This is a genomic window from Streptomyces sp. SD31, from assembly GCF_052068475.1.
GTDB lineage: Bacteria > Actinomycetota > Actinomycetes > Streptomycetales > Streptomycetaceae > Streptomyces.
Map to the genome: position 1 here is coordinate 177,168 of NZ_JBQHCX010000008.1, position 15,318 is coordinate 192,485.

The window sequence follows — 15,318 nt, forward strand, 5'->3', positions numbered from 1 at the left end:
GGGCGGCAGTCCGACCCCGCTCACCCGGGAATGCCTTGACCTGATCAGGGCGTGCTCGGCCGTGCTCAAGTCGTGCTCTCGGGACGGGGTTTCTTCTGCCAGGGGTACGTGGGGCGAGGGCCGGGCGGTGTGATGGCGGGCCGCGTGGATTCCTCGGCCCGCTGCGACCGAGGGCTGTCCGGCCAGGTCTGCTCGGTCGTCCCGGCGGCCTCGGCCGCCGGGGCCTCCGGCCATGGGGGCGGCGGCGTCGACGACGAGGGCTCCGCCGTCTGCCAGTGCCGCAGGGCGCCGGTCTCCACGTCGATCTGCGCGCTGAGGGTGTCCAGGTCGTCGCCGGCGAAGCGGTGGGCCCGGTCGCGGGCCGCCCAGCGCAGGGCGTCCGCGGACTGGACGATGCGCTCGGTGCGCTCGCGCAGGTCGGGCAGCCGCTCGCCGAGCGTCGCGCGGTCGGGCTCGGACTCCAGGCGCCGCAGTTCGGCGTCCAGTTCGTGCCCGTGTGCGCTGAGGCGCTGGAAGAGGCCGAGGGATTCCTTCAGGGACTCGTCCTCGGCCGCGCCCGCGCGCAGCGCGTCCTGGGTGGCCCGCATGGAGGTGCGCAGCTTCAGCCGCAGCTGGGCGAGCTCACCGACCGGGCCGGCCTGGGCGAAGGACTTGGCCCGCAGGGTGTGGTCCTCGACCGTGCGCCGGGCGTGGGTGATGGTCTCGTCGACCCTGCGCTTGGCGGCGCCGACCACCTTCACCGTGGCGTACGCGCCGAGCACGACGAAGAGCACGAAGAGCAGGGCGACGACTGCGATCACTGCTTCCACGAACTCCTCCTCCGACCGGCCGCGACACATGCCGCATCACTCTTCAACGGTAAACGCAGCGGGCAGGCCCGGAGTTCCAACAGAACCCCGAACCTGCCCGTAGGGGATCACCCCGAGCCACCCGCCGCACACCACGGCATCCGAACCGGCGGCCCCACGCTCACGGCATCCGGACCAGCGGCTGCCCACGCTTACGGCATCCGGACCGGCCGACGCCCACGACAACCGAACCGGCCGTACGCTCTCACACCATCCGATCCGGCCAGACGCGCTCACGCAATCCGCACCGGCCAGACGCGCTCACGGCATCCGAACCGGCCCGACCGCCGGAGGCCTACGCCGGAGGCCTACGCCGGAACGATGTTCACCAGCTTCGGCGCCCGCACGATCACCTTGCGGATCCCGGCGCCGTCCAGCGCCGCCACGACCTTCTCGTCGGACAGCGCGACCTTCTCCAGCTCCTCCTCGGAGATGGCCGGCGAGACCTCCAGGCGGGCCTTGACCTTGCCCTTGATCTGCACGACGCAGGTCACGGTCTCGTCGACGACGTACGCCGGGTCGGCGACCGGGAAGTCCTGGTGGACGACCGAGTCCTCGTGCCCCAGCTTGCGCCACAGCTCCTCGGCGATGTGCGGGGCCAGCGGCGCGACCATCAGCACCAGCGCCTCGGCGACCGAGTGCGGCACGGCACCGCCCGCCTTGGTCAGGTGGTTGTTCAGCTCGGTGACCTTGGCGATGGCGGTGTTGAACCGCATGCCCTCCAGGTCCCCGCGCACCCCGTCGATCGCCTTGTGCAGGGCACGCAGCGTGTCCTCGTCGGGCTCCGCGTCCACCACCGTCACGTCGCCGGTCGTCTCGTCGACGACGTTGCGCCACAGCCGCTGCAGCAGCCGGAACTGGCCGACCACCGCGCGCGTGTCCCACGGCCGGGACACGTCCAGCGGGCCCATCGCCATCTCGTACAGGCGCAGCGTGTCGGCGCCGTACTCTGCGGCGATCTCGTCCGGAGTGACCGCGTTCTTCAGGGACTTGCCCATCTTGCCCAGCAGCCGGGAGACCTTCTCGCCCTGGTAGTAGTACGCGCCGTCGCGCTCCTCCACCTCGGCGGCCGGCACCGCGATGCCACGGCTGTCGCGGTAGACGTAGGCCTGGATCATGCCCTGGTTGAACAGCTTGTGGAACGGCTCCGCCGAGGAGACGTGCCCCAGGTCGAACAGGACCTTGGACCAGAAGCGCGCGTACAGCAGGTGCAGTACGGCGTGCTCGGCGCCGCCGACGTACAGGTCGACACCGCCGTGGGGCTGGCCCTCGCGCGGGCCCATCCAGTACTGCTCGATCTCCGGGTCGACCAGCTGCTCGCTGTTGTGCGGGTCCAGGTAGCGCAGCTCGTACCAGCAGGAACCGGCCCAGTTGGGCATGGTGTTGGTCTCACGCCGGTACCGCTTCGGCCCGTCGCCCAGGTCCAGGGTGACGTTGACCCAGTCCTCGTTGCGCGACAGCGGCGTCTCGGGCTGGGTGTCGGCGTCGTCCGGGTCGAAGGTGCGCGGCGAGTAGTCCTCGACCTCGGGCAGCTCCAGCGGCAGCATCGACTCGGGCAGGGCGTGGGCGATGCCGTCCTCGTCGTAGACGATCGGGAAGGGCTCGCCCCAGTAGCGCTGACGGCTGAACAGCCAGTCGCGCAGCCGGAAGTTGACGGTGCCCTCGCCGATGCCGCGGTCGGCCAGCCAGGAGGTGATCCGCTCCTTGGCCTCGACGACGCCCAGGCCGTCCAGGGAGATCTCGTCGTTGGCGGAGTTGATCAGCTTCGCCTCGTACGAGGAGAAGGCGTCGTCCCAGGTGGCCGGGTCGGTGCCGCGGTCGTCGCTCGGCTCCACGACGCAGCGCATCGGCAGCTCGAAGGCGCGGGCGAAGGCGAAGTCGCGGCTGTCGTGCGCCGGGACGGCCATGATCGCGCCGGTGCCGTAGCCCATCAGGACGTAGTCGGCGATGAAGACGGGGACCTGCTCGCCGCTGACCGGATTGGTCGCGTACGCGCCGGTGAAGACGCCGGTCTTCTCCTTGGCCTCGGCCTGCCGCTCGACGTCCGACTTGGAGGCGGCCTGCTTGCGGTAGGCGTCGACGGCCTCGGCCGGGGTGGCGTGACCGCCGGTCCACACCTCGTGAGTGCCCTCGGGCCAGGCGGCCGGGACGATCTTCTCGACCAGGTCGTGCTCGGGGGCCAGCACCATGTAGGTGGCGCCGAACAGGGTGTCCTGGCGGGTGGTGAAGACGGTGATGGCTCCGGCGTCGCCGACCTGGAAGTCGACACGGGCGCCCTCGGAGCGCCCGATCCAGTTGCGCTGCTGCAGCTTGATGGCCTCGGGCCAGTCCAGCGCGTCCAGGTCGTCCAGCAGCCGGTCGGCGTAGGCGGTGATCCGCATGTTCCACTGGCGCAGCTTGGCCTTGAAGACCGGGAAGTTGCCGCGCTCGGAGCGGCCGTCGGCGGTGACCTCCTCGTTGGCCAGGACGGTGCCCAGGCCGGGGCACCAGTTGACCGGCGCGTCGGAGGCGTACGCCAGGCGGAACCCGCCCAGGACGTCGGCGCGCTCGGCGGCGCTCAGCTCGCTCCACGCACGCGTGTGCCCCGGTACGGCCCGCTCACCGGACTCGAAGGCGGCGACCAGCTCGGAGATCGGGCGGGCCTTCTTCGCCTCGTCGTCGTACCAGGAGTTGAAGATCTGCAGGAAGATCCACTGGGTCCACTTGTAGTAGTCCGGGTCGATCGTGGCGAACGACCGGCGCTTGTCGTGACCCAGGCCCAGCCGGCGCAGCTGGACCTTCATGTTCTCGATGTTGGCCTCGGTGGACACGCGCGGGTGCGTGCCGGTCTGCACGGCGTACTGCTCGGCGGGCAGGCCGAAGGCGTCGAAGCCCAGGGTGTGCAGGACGTTGTGGCCGGTCATGCGCTGGAAGCGCGCGAAGACGTCGGTGGCGATGTAGCCCAGGGGGTGACCGACGTGCAGGCCCGCACCGGAGGGGTACGGGAACATGTCCATGATGAACTTCTTGGGCCGGGCCACGGCCTCGGGGTCGCCCGCCAGGTCGCCCTTGGGGTTCGGAGTGGCGTACGTACCCTCGGCGTCCCAGAAGTCCTGCCAGCGTGCCTCGATCTCGGCAGCCATGGCCGCCGTGTAGCGGTGCGGCGCGGCCACCTCGGCGGTGGCAGCGGGGTTCGTCTCGCTCATGATCCTCAAAGCTCCATCGATCGTCTCTGCCAGCGGCTGCGGTTCTCTGGAAACGAAAAATCCCCTCGCACAGGAGGGGACGCCGCGCCGATTCCGACCATCCGATTCACCCGGCGGTCGGGACTGATCAGCGCGGCCCGCTAAGCAGAAGGCGTACGGCACGCATGGCGTCAGGGTACCGCAGCGCCCGAGCGCGTCGCGACGACCTTCCGACAGGGGGGCGCGAGGGCTTCTGGACGGGGGCGCGTGTGAACAACAGCGCCCCGAGTTCCGTACCTGAGAGTTGTGAAGACCTCGAAAAGCTGAACAACGTTCACTTGTTACCTGGCGTAACAGTCGCTAAGGGACATCGCCCACCCCTCGCAGCCCGTAGATAACAACGCAATAACTCAAACGCCGTACCCCTCGGTATGGAGCCACTTAGAGTGCGGCAGCGGGACCGCCTTCCCGAACCGCTCGGAGTTGCCCCCATGAACCCTCGTCGTAGTAACAGTTCGCTCCCCAAGCCGGGCCGGTCGGCCTATGGGGTGGCGACCGCTGCTGTTCTGCTGCTCATACCCCTGGTCGTGCTGCTCGGCGGCACCTGGCTCCAGGAGTTCCTCAACTTCGGTGCCGGCGTCCTGTCACTCGTCTGCCTCACCTGCTCGGTCATCTGGGGCCTCGTCGCCCAGGACCGGATGATCCTCAACACCCGCCAGCGGATCATCGCGCAGGGCATCCACCGGGTGACCGCCGTGGCATCGATCGCGTTCCTGCTGGTGCACATCGGCGTGAAGCTGGCGCTGGACCACGCCAGCCCGATCGCCGCGCTGATCCCCTTCAGCCTCGTGTTCTTCGGCGGCGACGAAATCCCCGGCAGCGCCTTCCTGATCGGCCTGGGCTCCCTGGCCGCCCTGCTCATGATCTTCGTGGGCGTCACCGGCGCGCTGCGCACCCAGTTCGCCTCCCCGGCCCTGGTCGCCGCGCGCTGGCGCGCGATGCACATGCTGGCCTACCCGGCCTGGTGCGCCGCCCTGATCCACGGGCTGTTCGCCGGCCGCCCGGCGGCGACGTTCTTCGTGGTCTGCTACGAGCTGTGCGTGGTCGCCGTCGCCGCGGCCCTCGCACTGCGCGCCTCCCCGCGCCCCGTCAAGCGCAAGTTCGCCGACCGGCTCGCCCAGCTCATCGGCAGCGAGCCGGGCGCCCGCGAGGACCTGGAGGAGAGCCGCGCCAGGGCGGCGTCCGGGTCCGCGCTGCCGGGCTACGAGAACCAGCGCCCGTCACGGCGGTCGCGCGACGAGCGGACGGGCTCGCTGCCCGGCATGCCCTCCCAGGCTCCCGCCTCTGCGGAGTCCACAGGCGGCTTCGCCGCCGCCTACCGCGCGGTCTCGCCCCGCTCCCAGGGCCGCCAGCAGCCCTACATGGCCGACCAGACCGCACGCATGGACCTGCCCCTGGACATGCAGCCGACGGAGATGATCCCGCGCGTCGACGGCTCGGGCAGCACCTCGGGCAGCTGGCCGATCCCCTCCCCGCCGCCCGTGGGCGAGGCGCCCCCGTCCTCCTACGACCCGCTCAACGACACGGGATACAACATCCCCGTCTATGGCAATTCGGGCGCCTCCGGCTACGGCTCGAGTGACGTGTACGACACGTCTGAGACGAACGCCGTCTTCGGTACGTACAACCAGAACGACACGTACAACAACAGCGGTCCCGCCACTGAAACACTCCCCGGTGCCTCCTACGACTTCGACGCACCGGGTTCGGGCGAACCTTGGAACACGCCTTCCGGAGGCTTTAAGTGAACGAGGCCCTGCCCGACGTCCCCGAAGTCCGCGTCGTCGGCCTTCCCCAGCTGACGTCGGGCTTCGACCTTGTCGAAAGGCTCGATCTGCCCATGCATCTGAAGGTGCACGGGCCGCTCGAACCGATGGGCGGCGAGCAGCTCGCGAAGCTCGCCGAGAACATCAACCTGAAGGGCCGCGGCGGCGCGGGCTTCCCCTTCCACAAGAAGCTGCGCTCGGTCGCGGAGGCCGCGATCAAGCGCGGTGTCCGGCCGGTCGTGGTCGTCAACGGCAGCGAGGACGAACCGGCCTGTCGCAAGGACACGGTGATGATCAACCGTGCCCCGCATCTCATCCTGGACGGCGCGCTGCTGTGCGCCGAGGCCCTGGGTGCCCGCACGCTCGTGGTGGGGGTCACCCGGGAATCGACTCAGCGCTCCATGGAGGCCGCCCTCGCCGAACGCGGCCTCAGCAACAGCCGCCGCTCCGCTCTACGCGCGTGGGTGCAGCGCAATCCGGTGCGCATGGTCACCGGCGCCGCCGCCTCCCTGATCCGCTCCATCGACGGCGGCCCGGCGATCCCGCCCGGCCGCAAGGTCAGCGCCTCGCAGAACGGCGTCGGTGGCGCCCCCACCCTGCTGTCCAACGCCGAGACGTTCGCCCAGCTGGCGATCGCCGCCCGCATCGGCCCCGAGCGCTACGGCAACACCGGCCTGTACGACGAGCCGGGCACCGTCATGCTCACGGTCTCCGGCGCGGTCGCCCGCCCGATGGTGATCGAGGTCCCCACGGGCGTACCGCTGCGCTACGTCCTCCAGCTCGCCGGCGCCCCGCCCGTCCCGCAGGGCGTGTTGACCGGCGGCTACCACGGCAAGTGGATCGACGCGGCGACGGTCAACGAGGCGATCGTCTCGCGCAACTCCCTGGACGCGGTGGGCGGCGCGCTCGGCGCCGGCGCGATCCTGCCGATCACTCAGGAGACGTGCCCGCTGGGTGAGTCGCTGCGGGTGGCGCAGTGGCTGGCCGAGGAGAGCGCGGGCCAGTGCGGCCCCTGCTACCTCGGTCTGCCGGCCGCCGCGCGCGGCCTGGAGGACATCCTCAACGGCGGTGGCCCGGCCGCCCTGGAGGCGCTCAAGCAGGTCGCCAAGAACGTGAAGCGGCGCGGCGCGTGCTCGCACCCGGACGGCTCCGCGATGTTCCTGGAGTCGACCATCAAGGCGTTCACCGACGACCTCGCGGCACACGTCCTCGGCAACGGCTGCGGACGGCCCGTGGAGGGCGTTCTGCCGCTCTTCGAGGGCGGCAGGGCCCCGTCGGGCATCCCGGGTGGCGCCGAGTCGGAGGAGAACGGTCCGAGCCGCCAGAAGATCCACGTCGACTGGACGCTGTGCCGTGGCCACGGCCTGTGCGCGGACATCCTCCCGGAGGTCTTCCAGCTCGGCGCCGACGGCTTCCCGACCGTCGCCCAGGCGAAGGTCCCTCGCTACGCCGAGGCCAAGGCCCTGCGCGCGGTGCGCCGTTGCCCCGCCCTGGCCCTGCGCATCGAGGAGGACACGCGCGGCCAGGAATCGTCCCGCAACCTGCCGGTCCTCTCCCAGGGCCGCGGCAGACGCGCCCTGGGCCGCTGAGGGCACGCGCGCGTAGAGGGGTCGTCCGAGTCGGACGACCCCTCGTTCTCACACGGCGCAAGCCATGGTGCGCAGACAAAAAAGATCCCGCCGGATCGTACTGATCCGGCGGGATCTGCTGTGGAGCTAAGGAGAATTGAACTCCTGACCTCCTGCATGCCATGCAGGCGCTCTACCAACTGAGCTATAGCCCCTTGCTTTGGTCCGCCCGGTTTCCCCGGCGGCGACGCCAACATTACCGGTCGACCTCGTGCAGCACCAAATCGTTTCCCGTCCGCGCCGATACGGGCACTAATGTCGGGTTCCGTGACCGTGATCGCGCCACCCGGAGTTCACCGTCGAGCGCCGGTCGCCCTGGCCGCCTGCCTGGTCTCCTTCGCCGCGTTCTGGGTGGCGCAGCGGGCCGCGCACGTCTCGATGATCGACCTGATGGTGTACCGGGCCGAGGGCGCGACCGTACGCGCCGGAGGCGACCTGTACGCGCTGCGGACGACAGCCGCCCGACTGCCGACGACCTATCCCCCGTTCGCGGCCCTGCTGTTCACTCCCCTCACGCTCCTCGATACGGCGACCATGCGCACCGTGGCGACGGCCGGGAACCTCGCGCTGCTGGTGGCGTTCGCAGGGCTGTCGCTGCGTCTGGTCGGGCACGCGCGCGTGGAGAGTCTGTGGTGGGTCTCGGCGGTGGCCGTGTGGTGCGAGCCGGTGTGGACGACGCTGCGTTACGGGCAGATCAATCTGCTGCTCGCCGTCCTGGTGCTGTGGGATCTGTCACGGCGCCCGGGAGACCGCTGGGCCGGCGTCGGCATCGGGCTCGCCGCGGCCGTCAAGCTGACGCCCGCCCTGTTCGTGGTGTTCCTGCTCGCCACCGGTGTCGTGGCCCGGCGTCGGCACGGCTGCGGCGGCTCCTGGCTGCGGCACGCGCACCTGGCGGCCACCTGGTTCACCGGGGCGACCCTGCTGGCCGTTGCCGTACTGCCGTACGACTCCTGGCGCTTCTGGAGCCGCATGGTGTTCGCGGCGGGGCGCGTCGGGCACGCCGAGGACACCGCCAACCAGGCCCTGCGCGGCGTTCTCGCGCGGCTGCTGCACACTCCGGAGCCCGGGGCTGCCTGGCTCGTCGCGGCGGCCGTGGTGGGCGTTGCAGGGCTGGGCGTGGCCGTGGCGGCGGAGTTGCGTGGGCAGCGGGCCTGGGCGGTGACCTCGTGCGCGGTGACGGCGCTCCTCATCAGCCCGGTGTCCTGGTCGCACCACTGGGTCTGGTGCCTGCCGGTCGTCCTGCTCCTCGGCACGCACGCGTACCGTGCCGCCGCGGTGGGCGTGCTGCTGGTCTTCGCCTCGTACGCCCTGTGGTGGGTGCCGCACGGTCCGGGACGGCACGAACTACACCAAACAGGCATCGAGTTGACGCTGTCCGCCCTCTACGGGACGGCCGGCTGCCTTTTCCTCGTGATCACCGGGATCGCCGTCAGCAACCCCCGCCTCGGTCAAGCCGTGACGAAGGAATAGAAGCGCTTGAGCGTGCAGTGTTCTTCGAGGAGACGGCCGTAGATCGGTTCGCCCTCGAGTTCACGGTACGTCTCGATCGGATCGCCTTTTATGATCAGCGCCCGCGCGCATTCCTCGCACCAGTACTGGTAGTCGGGGTTCACCGGTTCCATGTCACGGACGATCGGCGTTCCGCTGCCGCACCAGTCGCACTTTCGCCTGTGTGCACCCATCGATCAGCTCCAGCTGTGGCCGCAGGCCGTGCACACGTAGGAAATTCCGCCGTTGTCGCCAAGGAGCTGGGCGACATGGACGGAACCGCAGGAAGGGCAGCTGAGGCGAGTGATCGTATCCCGTGTCAACGCCGCTTCGAAGAGGTGACCGCCCTCTCCGAGGATGCTCGCAGGCATCGCTACTCCCTCCCGTCGGGCCGCGCTCCCTTCCGGCCGTTTGATTCTGCCACGGCCGGACCAATACGGTCAGCGACGCCTCAGTACCAGTCCGGACACGGCAGCCTCCGCGACCGTACGAACCGTGCGAACACGCACCCCAAGCGTCTTCTGAGAGGTATACGCCTGCGAGGCCCAAGTGACTCAAGCCGGATCCGAACAGTTCGGCGAGGCGAGTGCCGCGCGCGAACCGGCCACGGGGGCCCGGCCGTTGATCCGGGCGCCCGCCGCGGATACCAGAAGATCCCGCCGATCGAAGGGATCGGCGGGATCTTGTTGTCTCGCTGTGGAGCTAAGGAGAATTGAACTCCTGACCTCCTGCATGCCATGCAGGCGCTCTACCAACTGAGCTATAGCCCCTTGCCACGCGGCGGAGCCGCATGATGTTTCGCCCCGCTCGGCGGGGCGAACAAGAAGAACTTTAGCCTGCGACCTGCCGGAAAGTGAAATCCGGGTCCCGGGTCGTCCCGGCCGGGACCTCCGGTTTCAGTCGTCGTCGCCGAGCACCGGCTCCGGCAGGGTGCCGGCGTTGTGCTCCAGCAGCCGCCAGCCGCGGGCGCCCTCGCCCAGGACGGACCAGCAGCAGTTGGTGAGGCCGCCGAGGCTCTCCCAGTACCGGGGCTCCAGGCCGAGGAGGCGCCCGATGGTCGTACGGATCGTGCCGCCGTGGCTGACCACGACGAGCGTGCCGTCGTCGGGGAGCTTCTCGACATGCCGGAGCACGACGGGCGCCGCGCGGTCGGCGACCTCGGTCTCCAGTTCGCCGCCGCCGCGCCGGACCGGCTCACCGCGCTTCCACGCGGCGTACTCCTCGCCGTACCGCTCGATGATCTCCTCGTGCGTCAGGCCCTGCCAGGCGCCCGCGTAGGTCTCGCGCAGGCCCTCGTCGTGGGTCACCTCCAGGCCGGTGAGCGCGGCCAGCTCGGCGGCCGTGTTCGCGGCGCGCTGGAGATCGGAGGCGATGATCGCGTCGGGATTGAGGCTGACGAGCAGCCGGGCGGCGCGGCGGGCCTGGGAGACGCCGGACTCGGTGAGGGCGACGTCCGTGGTGCCCTGGAAGCGGCGCTCCACGTTCCAGGAGGTCTGGCCGTGCCGCCACAGGATGACGCGGCGGCCGCGGCTGGGCCTGGCGGCCTCGCTGAAGGCGCTCACCGCCACTCACCGCCCAGCTCGGCGGCCTCCTCGGCGGCCTGGAGCTTCGCGTGCTCCGCGGCCTTGCCGCGGGTGGCCTTGGCGTCGTCGGGCAGCTCGAGCTCGGGGCAGTCCTTCCACAGCCGCTCCAGGGCGTAGAAGACGCGCTCCTCACTGTGCTGGACGTGGACGACGATGTCGACGTAGTCGAGCAGCACCCAGCGGGCCTCGCGGTCGCCCTCACGGCGCACCGGCTTGGCGCCGAGCTCCTTCAGGAGCCGCTCCTCGATCTCGTCGACGATCGACTTGACCTGACGGTCGTTGGGGGCGGAGGCCAGCAGGAAGGCGTCCGTGATCGACAGGACGTCGCTGACGTCGTAGGCGATGATGTCGTGCGCGAGCTTGTCGGCGGCCGCCTGGGCGGCGGTGGTGATGAGCTCGAGGGAACGGTCGGTAGCGGTCACTACAAGGCTTTCGGTCGGCGGTCGTTTGGTACCAAGGGTCTCACGGACCGCCGACAGCACCCCACGTGATTACCGGCTCACATGGGGTGGCCTGCGCTTATGCGGTCCCTGGGGTCATGAGGACGACGGCTTGTAGTCCTGGCCCAGGACCACCGAGACGTCCGCGTTCGCGGACACGTCGCCCTTGGTGACGGCGGTGGAGGACAGGCCGAGGGTCTTGGCGACCTCGGTGGCGTTGTCCTTGTCGGCGGCGTCGGTGTAGACGACCTTGGACGTGGCCGCGGTGGACGCCGACCCGCCCTCCAGGAAGGTGAAGCCGCCGTTCAGCAGCACCACGCGGGCCTTGTCGGTGTTGCCCTTGACGCCGCTGGCGTTGCGGACGGACACGCGGACGGCGGCGTCCTTGTCGGGGCTCTTGGCGGTGCCGCCGAGGACGTCCTTGACGACACTCGCGCTCGCCTGGGCGCTCAGCGTGCCGTCGGTCTGGACGGGCAGCAGGGCCGTCTTGTAGTCGCCGCCCTTGGCGAGGTCGGCGAGCTTGGCGAGGAAGGCGCCGAGGTCCTTGTCGGTCAGCGGCGGTTCGATGATCATCCCGAGCGTCTGCACGGTCGTCGTCGCGCCCTGCGTGTCCGAGGTCAGCTTGCGCAGCGTGGCCTGCATGACCTGCCCGAACCGCTCCAGCTGGGCGTTCTGGGCCTCGCCCGAGGCGCTGTAGGTGGCATACGCGACGGCCATCTTGCCGCTGAGGGTCTGGTCCTGGCCCTTGCGCACGAGGGGCGCGGCGTCCTTGGACTTGGCGTCCGGGTCGGGCACGTCGGTGTCGGTGTCGACCTCGATGTTGCCGACCAGGTCGACGAGGTTCTGCAGGTACGGGGTGTCCAGCCGCCAGGTGCCCTGGATCTCGGTGCCGAGGACGGTGTCGATCGCGTCGCGCGTCCCGGAGGATCCGTCGTCGTCGACGGACTTGGCGAGGGTGGTCGTGCTGCCGTCGTCGCCGGTCAGGGCGAGCGAGTTGGGCAACAGGACGGTGGTGCCCCGGTTGGTGGTGGTGTTGTCGACGAGCAGCGCCGTGGAGGTGCCGCCCTTCTTGGTGTTGTGCAGATGGACGACGATCACGTCCCGCTTCTGGGCGCCCACGGCCGTCGGGGTGCCCTGCTTGCTGTCGGACGACGACAGGCCGGGCAGCTTCCCCGCGTACCAGAGGTAGCCGACACCGCCGGCCGCGGCGACCGCCAGCACGACCACGAGCGCGATCACACGCGCGCGTGCCCGTCGCCGGGCCTCTTCACGGCGCTCGGTGCGGTTCTCGGTGAACTTCAGCCAGTCGATGACGTCCTCGGAGTCCGAGTCGGGCTCCTCGACGAAGGCGAACTGCTCGGTGTGGTAGTCCCGTTCCCCCCGGCCCTGAGGGTCCTGGGGGTCCTGCGGGTCCTGGGCCACGGGATCCTCGACCGGCCCGGCCTGGTGCGGGATGTACGCGGTCTGCTCGGCTACGCGATGCTGCTGACCGCTGGTGGCGGTACGGCCATATGGGTCGTACGGCGCCGAGTGCCCGCCGGCCTGCTGCTGGTGGTGCGTGCCGGTGCCGTACGGGTCGTAGGCGGGCGTGGGCGGCTGCTGACCGGTGTCGCCGCTGCCGTAGGGGTCGTACGGCGGGACCGGCTGCTGTCGGCCGGTCGCGTACGGGTCGTAGCCGTAGCCCTGCTGCGCGTACGGGTCGTACGACTGCTGGGGCGGCTGCTGCTGGGGCGGGACCTGTCGGTACACCGGCCGCCCGTACTCGTCGTAGCCGACGAGTTCGTACTGGTCATCCCCGTACCCCGCGTCGTATCGGTCGTTCACCGGTTGCCCCTCTCGGCTCACTGCCTCACTCGCCGCGGTACAGCTCGCGCTTGTCGATGTAGCGCACGACTCCGTCCGGCACCAGATACCAGATGGGGTCGCCCTTTGCGACTCTCGCGCGGCAATCGGTGGACGAGATGGCAAGCGCGGGAACCTCGACCAACGACACACCGCCCTCCGGAAGCCCGGAGTCGTCGAGGTGGTGGCCGGGCCGGGTGACCCCGATGAAGTGCGCGAGGGAGAACAGCTCCTCCGAGTCCCGCCAGGTCAGGATCTGGCCGAGAGCGTCGGCGCCCGTGATGAAGAACAGGTCGGTGTCCGGGTTGAGCGCGCGCAGGTCGCGCAGCGTGTCCACGGTGTACGTCGGGCCGCCGCGGTCGATGTCGATGCGGCTGACGGAGAACTGCGGGTTCTCGGCGGTGGCGATGACCGTCATCAGATAGCGGTCCTCGGCCGGGGAGACGTGCCGGTGGCTCTTCTGCCACGGCTGACCGGTCGGCACGAACACGACCTCGTCGAGGTGGAACTGCGCCGCGACCTCGCTGGCCGCGACGAGGTGGCCGTGGTGGATCGGGTCAAACGTTCCACCCATGACGCCGAGGCGGCGCTTGCCGCGGTTCGACGGGCCGCTTCCGGGGCCGGTAGGCATGTCCTGCTCTCCCATGCGTGCAGACCCTACCGGCCCCGCCTGAGGGGCTTCGGCCGACAACTGCCCGGGCGGACCGGGAGAGGCCTGGTCGGGACTCAGCGGTCGCGGTTGAAGCGAGTGGTGATCCACAGCAGGAGCATCAGGATGACGAAGGCGCCACCCCCGGTGAGCCACGGGCTGATGCTCTCGTGGTTGCCACCGTGCTCCTCGCCCTCGGCGGCGAGGGTGACCAACTGGGCAGCTGCGCTGTGGAAGCTCATCTTCGGCGTGACCTATCGGGTGTGGGCGGGATAAAGATGTCGGCCCATCGTAAGCGGGCGCCATGACGGCGATCACGCCGACTCCACCGTTGAGGCGCCTGCGACGGCCCGCGGGGAACCTTCCCGGCGGCTCATTCGTCCTTCCGCCTGTAGCCCCGCAACAGGAACCACGCGGTCAGCACACAGCCCACGACCATCACGATCAGTACGACCCGGAGCAGATTCCCCGCCCCCTGCTGCTCGGCTGCGCTCGCGGCCTCGGTGAGCCAGGCGGCGGCGGGGTTGTGCTCCATGGCGCGGAACTCCTTCGCTGTAGTGCCCGTCCACGGTAACTCCGCCTAGGCTGGGCTCTGCTTCGGGGGCGCAAAGGGCTGAACAAGGCTCCGCAAAGGGCCGCACAGAGCCATCCACACGCACATGGGGGAAGACATGTCCGACGGCCACGAGCACAACGGGCACGAGAACGTACCGAGCAGGCAGCGCAGGCGTTTCCCGGGGATCTCCTCGCGTGCGTACGAGCACCCGGCGGACCGCTCGGCGTTGGTGGCGCTGCGCAAGCTGAGCGGCTTCGACACGGTCTTCAAGGCGCTGAGCGGCCTGCTGCCCGAGCGCAGTCTGCGGCTGCTGTTCCTGTCCGACTCGGTGCGGGTGTCGGACCAGCAGTTCGCGCACCTCAACGACATGCTGCGGGACGCCTGCTACATCCTGGACCTGGAGAAGGTCCCGCCGATGTACGTCAGCCAGGACCCGGTGCCGAACGCGATGTGCATCGGCCTGGACGAGCCGATCATCGTGGTCACGACGGGTCTGCTGGAGCTGCTCGACGAGGAGGAGATGCGGGCGGTGGTCGGCCACGAGGTGGGCCACGCCCTCTCCGGCCACTCGGTGTACCGCACGATCCTGCTCTTCCTCACCAGCCTGGCCGTCCGGGTCGCCTGGATCCCGCTGGGCAACATCGCGATCATGGCGATCGTGACGGCGCTGCGTGAGTGGTTCCGCAAGTCGGAGCTGTCCGCGGACCGGGCGGGCCTGCTCGTCGGCCAGGACCTCACGGCCTCGATGCGCGGGCTGATGAAGCTCGCGGGCGGCCACCATCTGCACGAGATGAACGTGGACGCGTTCCTGAAGCAGGCCGAGGAGTACGAGGCGGGCGGCGACCTGCGCGACTCGGTCCTGAAGATCCTGAACGTGCTGCCCCGCTCCCACCCCTTCACCACGGTCCGCGCGGCCGAGCTGAAGAAGTGGGCCGAGTCCCGGGACTACCAGCGGATCATGGACGGCCACTATCCGCGCCGCGCGGAGGACAAGGACACCTCGGTGACGGACTCCTTCCGCGAGTCGGCGTCCCACTACGCCACGCATGTGAAGTCCTCCAAGGACCCCCTGATGAAGCTGGTCACGGACATCGCCGGCGGCGCCGGGGACCTGGGCGGCCGGGTACGAAGGGGCTTCGGCGGCTTCACGAGCGCCCCACCGAAGGACGAGCCGAGGCGGGACGCCACGGACGACACGGGCGGCACGGACGGCACGGACGGCACGGACGGCCAAGGCTCCGGTAACTGAGGTTCTCAGCCCGGCCGGGGGCCACACGCCCGAGGGCGGGACCCT

The 15,318-nt window shown here is 70.0% G+C and carries 13 protein-coding genes and 2 tRNA genes; 4 read left to right on the forward strand and 11 right to left on the reverse strand.

Features of this window, described 5'->3' with window-relative positions; translation table 11 throughout:
• Positions 1 to 65: 65 nt before the first annotated feature.
• Both ACTMVF_RS18920 and leuS read right to left on the reverse strand, forming a co-directional pair.
• Entirely contained in the window at positions 66 to 809 is a 744-nt protein-coding gene (locus ACTMVF_RS18920; protein ID WP_441272235.1) for a hypothetical protein, read from the reverse strand.
• Positions 810 to 1,156: 347 nt separating this feature from the next.
• The gene (gene leuS, locus ACTMVF_RS18925; protein WP_441272236.1) at positions 1,157 to 4,033 is read right to left on the reverse strand and encodes a leucine--tRNA ligase; all 2,877 of its coding nucleotides are present in this window, start codon (positions 4,031 to 4,033) and stop codon (positions 1,157 to 1,159) included.
• 470 nt (positions 4,034 to 4,503) lie between these two features.
• Between leuS and ACTMVF_RS18930 the strand changes: the two genes are divergently transcribed.
• Complete coding sequence (locus ACTMVF_RS18930) at positions 4,504 to 5,820, forward strand: cytochrome b/b6 domain-containing protein (RefSeq protein ID WP_441272237.1); 1,317 nt, start codon at positions 4,504 to 4,506, stop codon at positions 5,818 to 5,820.
• Positions 5,817 to 7,427: an NADH-ubiquinone oxidoreductase-F iron-sulfur binding region domain-containing protein gene (locus ACTMVF_RS18935; protein WP_441272238.1), complete on the forward strand. Its 1,611-nt coding sequence runs from the start codon at positions 5,817 to 5,819 to the stop codon at positions 7,425 to 7,427. The genes ACTMVF_RS18930 and ACTMVF_RS18935 overlap by 4 nt, the downstream gene beginning before the upstream one ends.
• A 121-nt stretch (positions 7,428 to 7,548) precedes the next feature.
• On the opposite strand, the gene ACTMVF_RS18940 is transcribed toward ACTMVF_RS18935, so the two are convergent.
• A tRNA-Ala gene (locus tag ACTMVF_RS18940) sits at positions 7,549 to 7,621 on the reverse strand.
• A 112-nt stretch (positions 7,622 to 7,733) separates the two neighbouring features.
• Here ACTMVF_RS18940 and ACTMVF_RS18945 point away from each other — a divergent pair.
• A complete protein-coding gene (locus tag ACTMVF_RS18945) occupies positions 7,734 to 8,936 on the forward strand; it encodes a glycosyltransferase 87 family protein (protein ID WP_441272239.1) in 1,203 nt (400 codons plus the stop codon).
• Here the strand turns inward: ACTMVF_RS18945 and ACTMVF_RS18950 are convergent.
• The 8 genes from ACTMVF_RS18950 to ACTMVF_RS18985 all read right to left on the reverse strand — a co-directional run bounded on the left by ACTMVF_RS18950 (position 8,915) and on the right by ACTMVF_RS18985 (position 14,003).
• Entirely contained in the window at positions 8,915 to 9,148 is a 234-nt protein-coding gene (locus ACTMVF_RS18950; protein ID WP_003976229.1) for a hypothetical protein, read from the reverse strand. The genes ACTMVF_RS18945 and ACTMVF_RS18950 overlap by 22 nt on opposite strands.
• Before the next feature lie 503 nt (positions 9,149 to 9,651).
• A tRNA-Ala gene (locus tag ACTMVF_RS18955) sits at positions 9,652 to 9,724 on the reverse strand.
• A 126-nt stretch (positions 9,725 to 9,850) separates the two neighbouring features.
• A complete protein-coding gene (locus tag ACTMVF_RS18960) occupies positions 9,851 to 10,522 on the reverse strand; it encodes a histidine phosphatase family protein (RefSeq protein ID WP_441272240.1) in 672 nt (223 codons plus the stop codon).
• Complete coding sequence (gene rsfS, locus ACTMVF_RS18965) at positions 10,513 to 10,959, reverse strand: ribosome silencing factor (protein WP_441272241.1); 447 nt, start codon at positions 10,957 to 10,959, stop codon at positions 10,513 to 10,515. Before rsfS ends, ACTMVF_RS18960 begins: the two co-directional genes overlap by 10 nt.
• A 114-nt stretch (positions 10,960 to 11,073) precedes the next feature.
• The gene (locus ACTMVF_RS18970; protein WP_441272242.1) at positions 11,074 to 12,801 is read right to left on the reverse strand and encodes a LytR C-terminal domain-containing protein; all 1,728 of its coding nucleotides are present in this window, start codon (positions 12,799 to 12,801) and stop codon (positions 11,074 to 11,076) included.
• 25 nt (positions 12,802 to 12,826) lie between these two features.
• Complete coding sequence (nadD, locus tag ACTMVF_RS18975; protein ID WP_302000763.1) at positions 12,827 to 13,465, reverse strand: nicotinate-nucleotide adenylyltransferase; 639 nt, start codon at positions 13,463 to 13,465, stop codon at positions 12,827 to 12,829.
• 80 nt (positions 13,466 to 13,545) lie between these two features.
• Positions 13,546 to 13,710, reverse strand: coding sequence for a hypothetical protein (locus ACTMVF_RS18980; protein WP_302000762.1), 165 nt, complete (start codon positions 13,708 to 13,710; stop codon positions 13,546 to 13,548).
• A 131-nt stretch (positions 13,711 to 13,841) separates the two neighbouring features.
• The gene (locus ACTMVF_RS18985) at positions 13,842 to 14,003 is read right to left on the reverse strand and encodes a hypothetical protein (protein ID WP_093909385.1); all 162 of its coding nucleotides are present in this window, start codon (positions 14,001 to 14,003) and stop codon (positions 13,842 to 13,844) included.
• 136 nt (positions 14,004 to 14,139) lie between these two features.
• Here ACTMVF_RS18985 and ACTMVF_RS18990 point away from each other — a divergent pair, with 136 nt between their 5' ends.
• A complete protein-coding gene (locus ACTMVF_RS18990) occupies positions 14,140 to 15,273 on the forward strand; it encodes a M48 family metallopeptidase (protein ID WP_441272243.1) in 1,134 nt (377 codons plus the stop codon).
• Positions 15,274 to 15,318 lie beyond the last annotated feature (45 nt).

What these genes read in the sequence shown, in the direction of transcription:
- nadD (WP_302000763.1), bottom strand. Translation starts at nt 13,465, where the DNA reads ATGGGAGAGCAGGACATGCCTACCGGCCCCGGAAGCGGCCCGTCGAAC.
- ACTMVF_RS18990 (WP_441272243.1), top strand. Translation starts at nt 14,140, where the DNA reads ATGTCCGACGGCCACGAGCACAACGGGCACGAGAACGTACCGAGCAGG.
- ACTMVF_RS18930 (WP_441272237.1), top strand. Translation starts at nt 4,504, where the DNA reads ATGAACCCTCGTCGTAGTAACAGTTCGCTCCCCAAGCCGGGCCGGTCG.
- leuS (WP_441272236.1), bottom strand. Translation starts at nt 4,033, where the DNA reads ATGAGCGAGACGAACCCCGCTGCCACCGCCGAGGTGGCCGCGCCGCAC.
- ACTMVF_RS18950 (WP_003976229.1), bottom strand. Translation starts at nt 9,148, where the DNA reads ATGGGTGCACACAGGCGAAAGTGCGACTGGTGCGGCAGCGGAACGCCG.
- ACTMVF_RS18985 (WP_093909385.1), bottom strand. Translation starts at nt 14,003, where the DNA reads ATGGAGCACAACCCCGCCGCCGCCTGGCTCACCGAGGCCGCGAGCGCA.
- ACTMVF_RS18980 (WP_302000762.1), bottom strand. Translation starts at nt 13,710, where the DNA reads ATGAGCTTCCACAGCGCAGCTGCCCAGTTGGTCACCCTCGCCGCCGAG.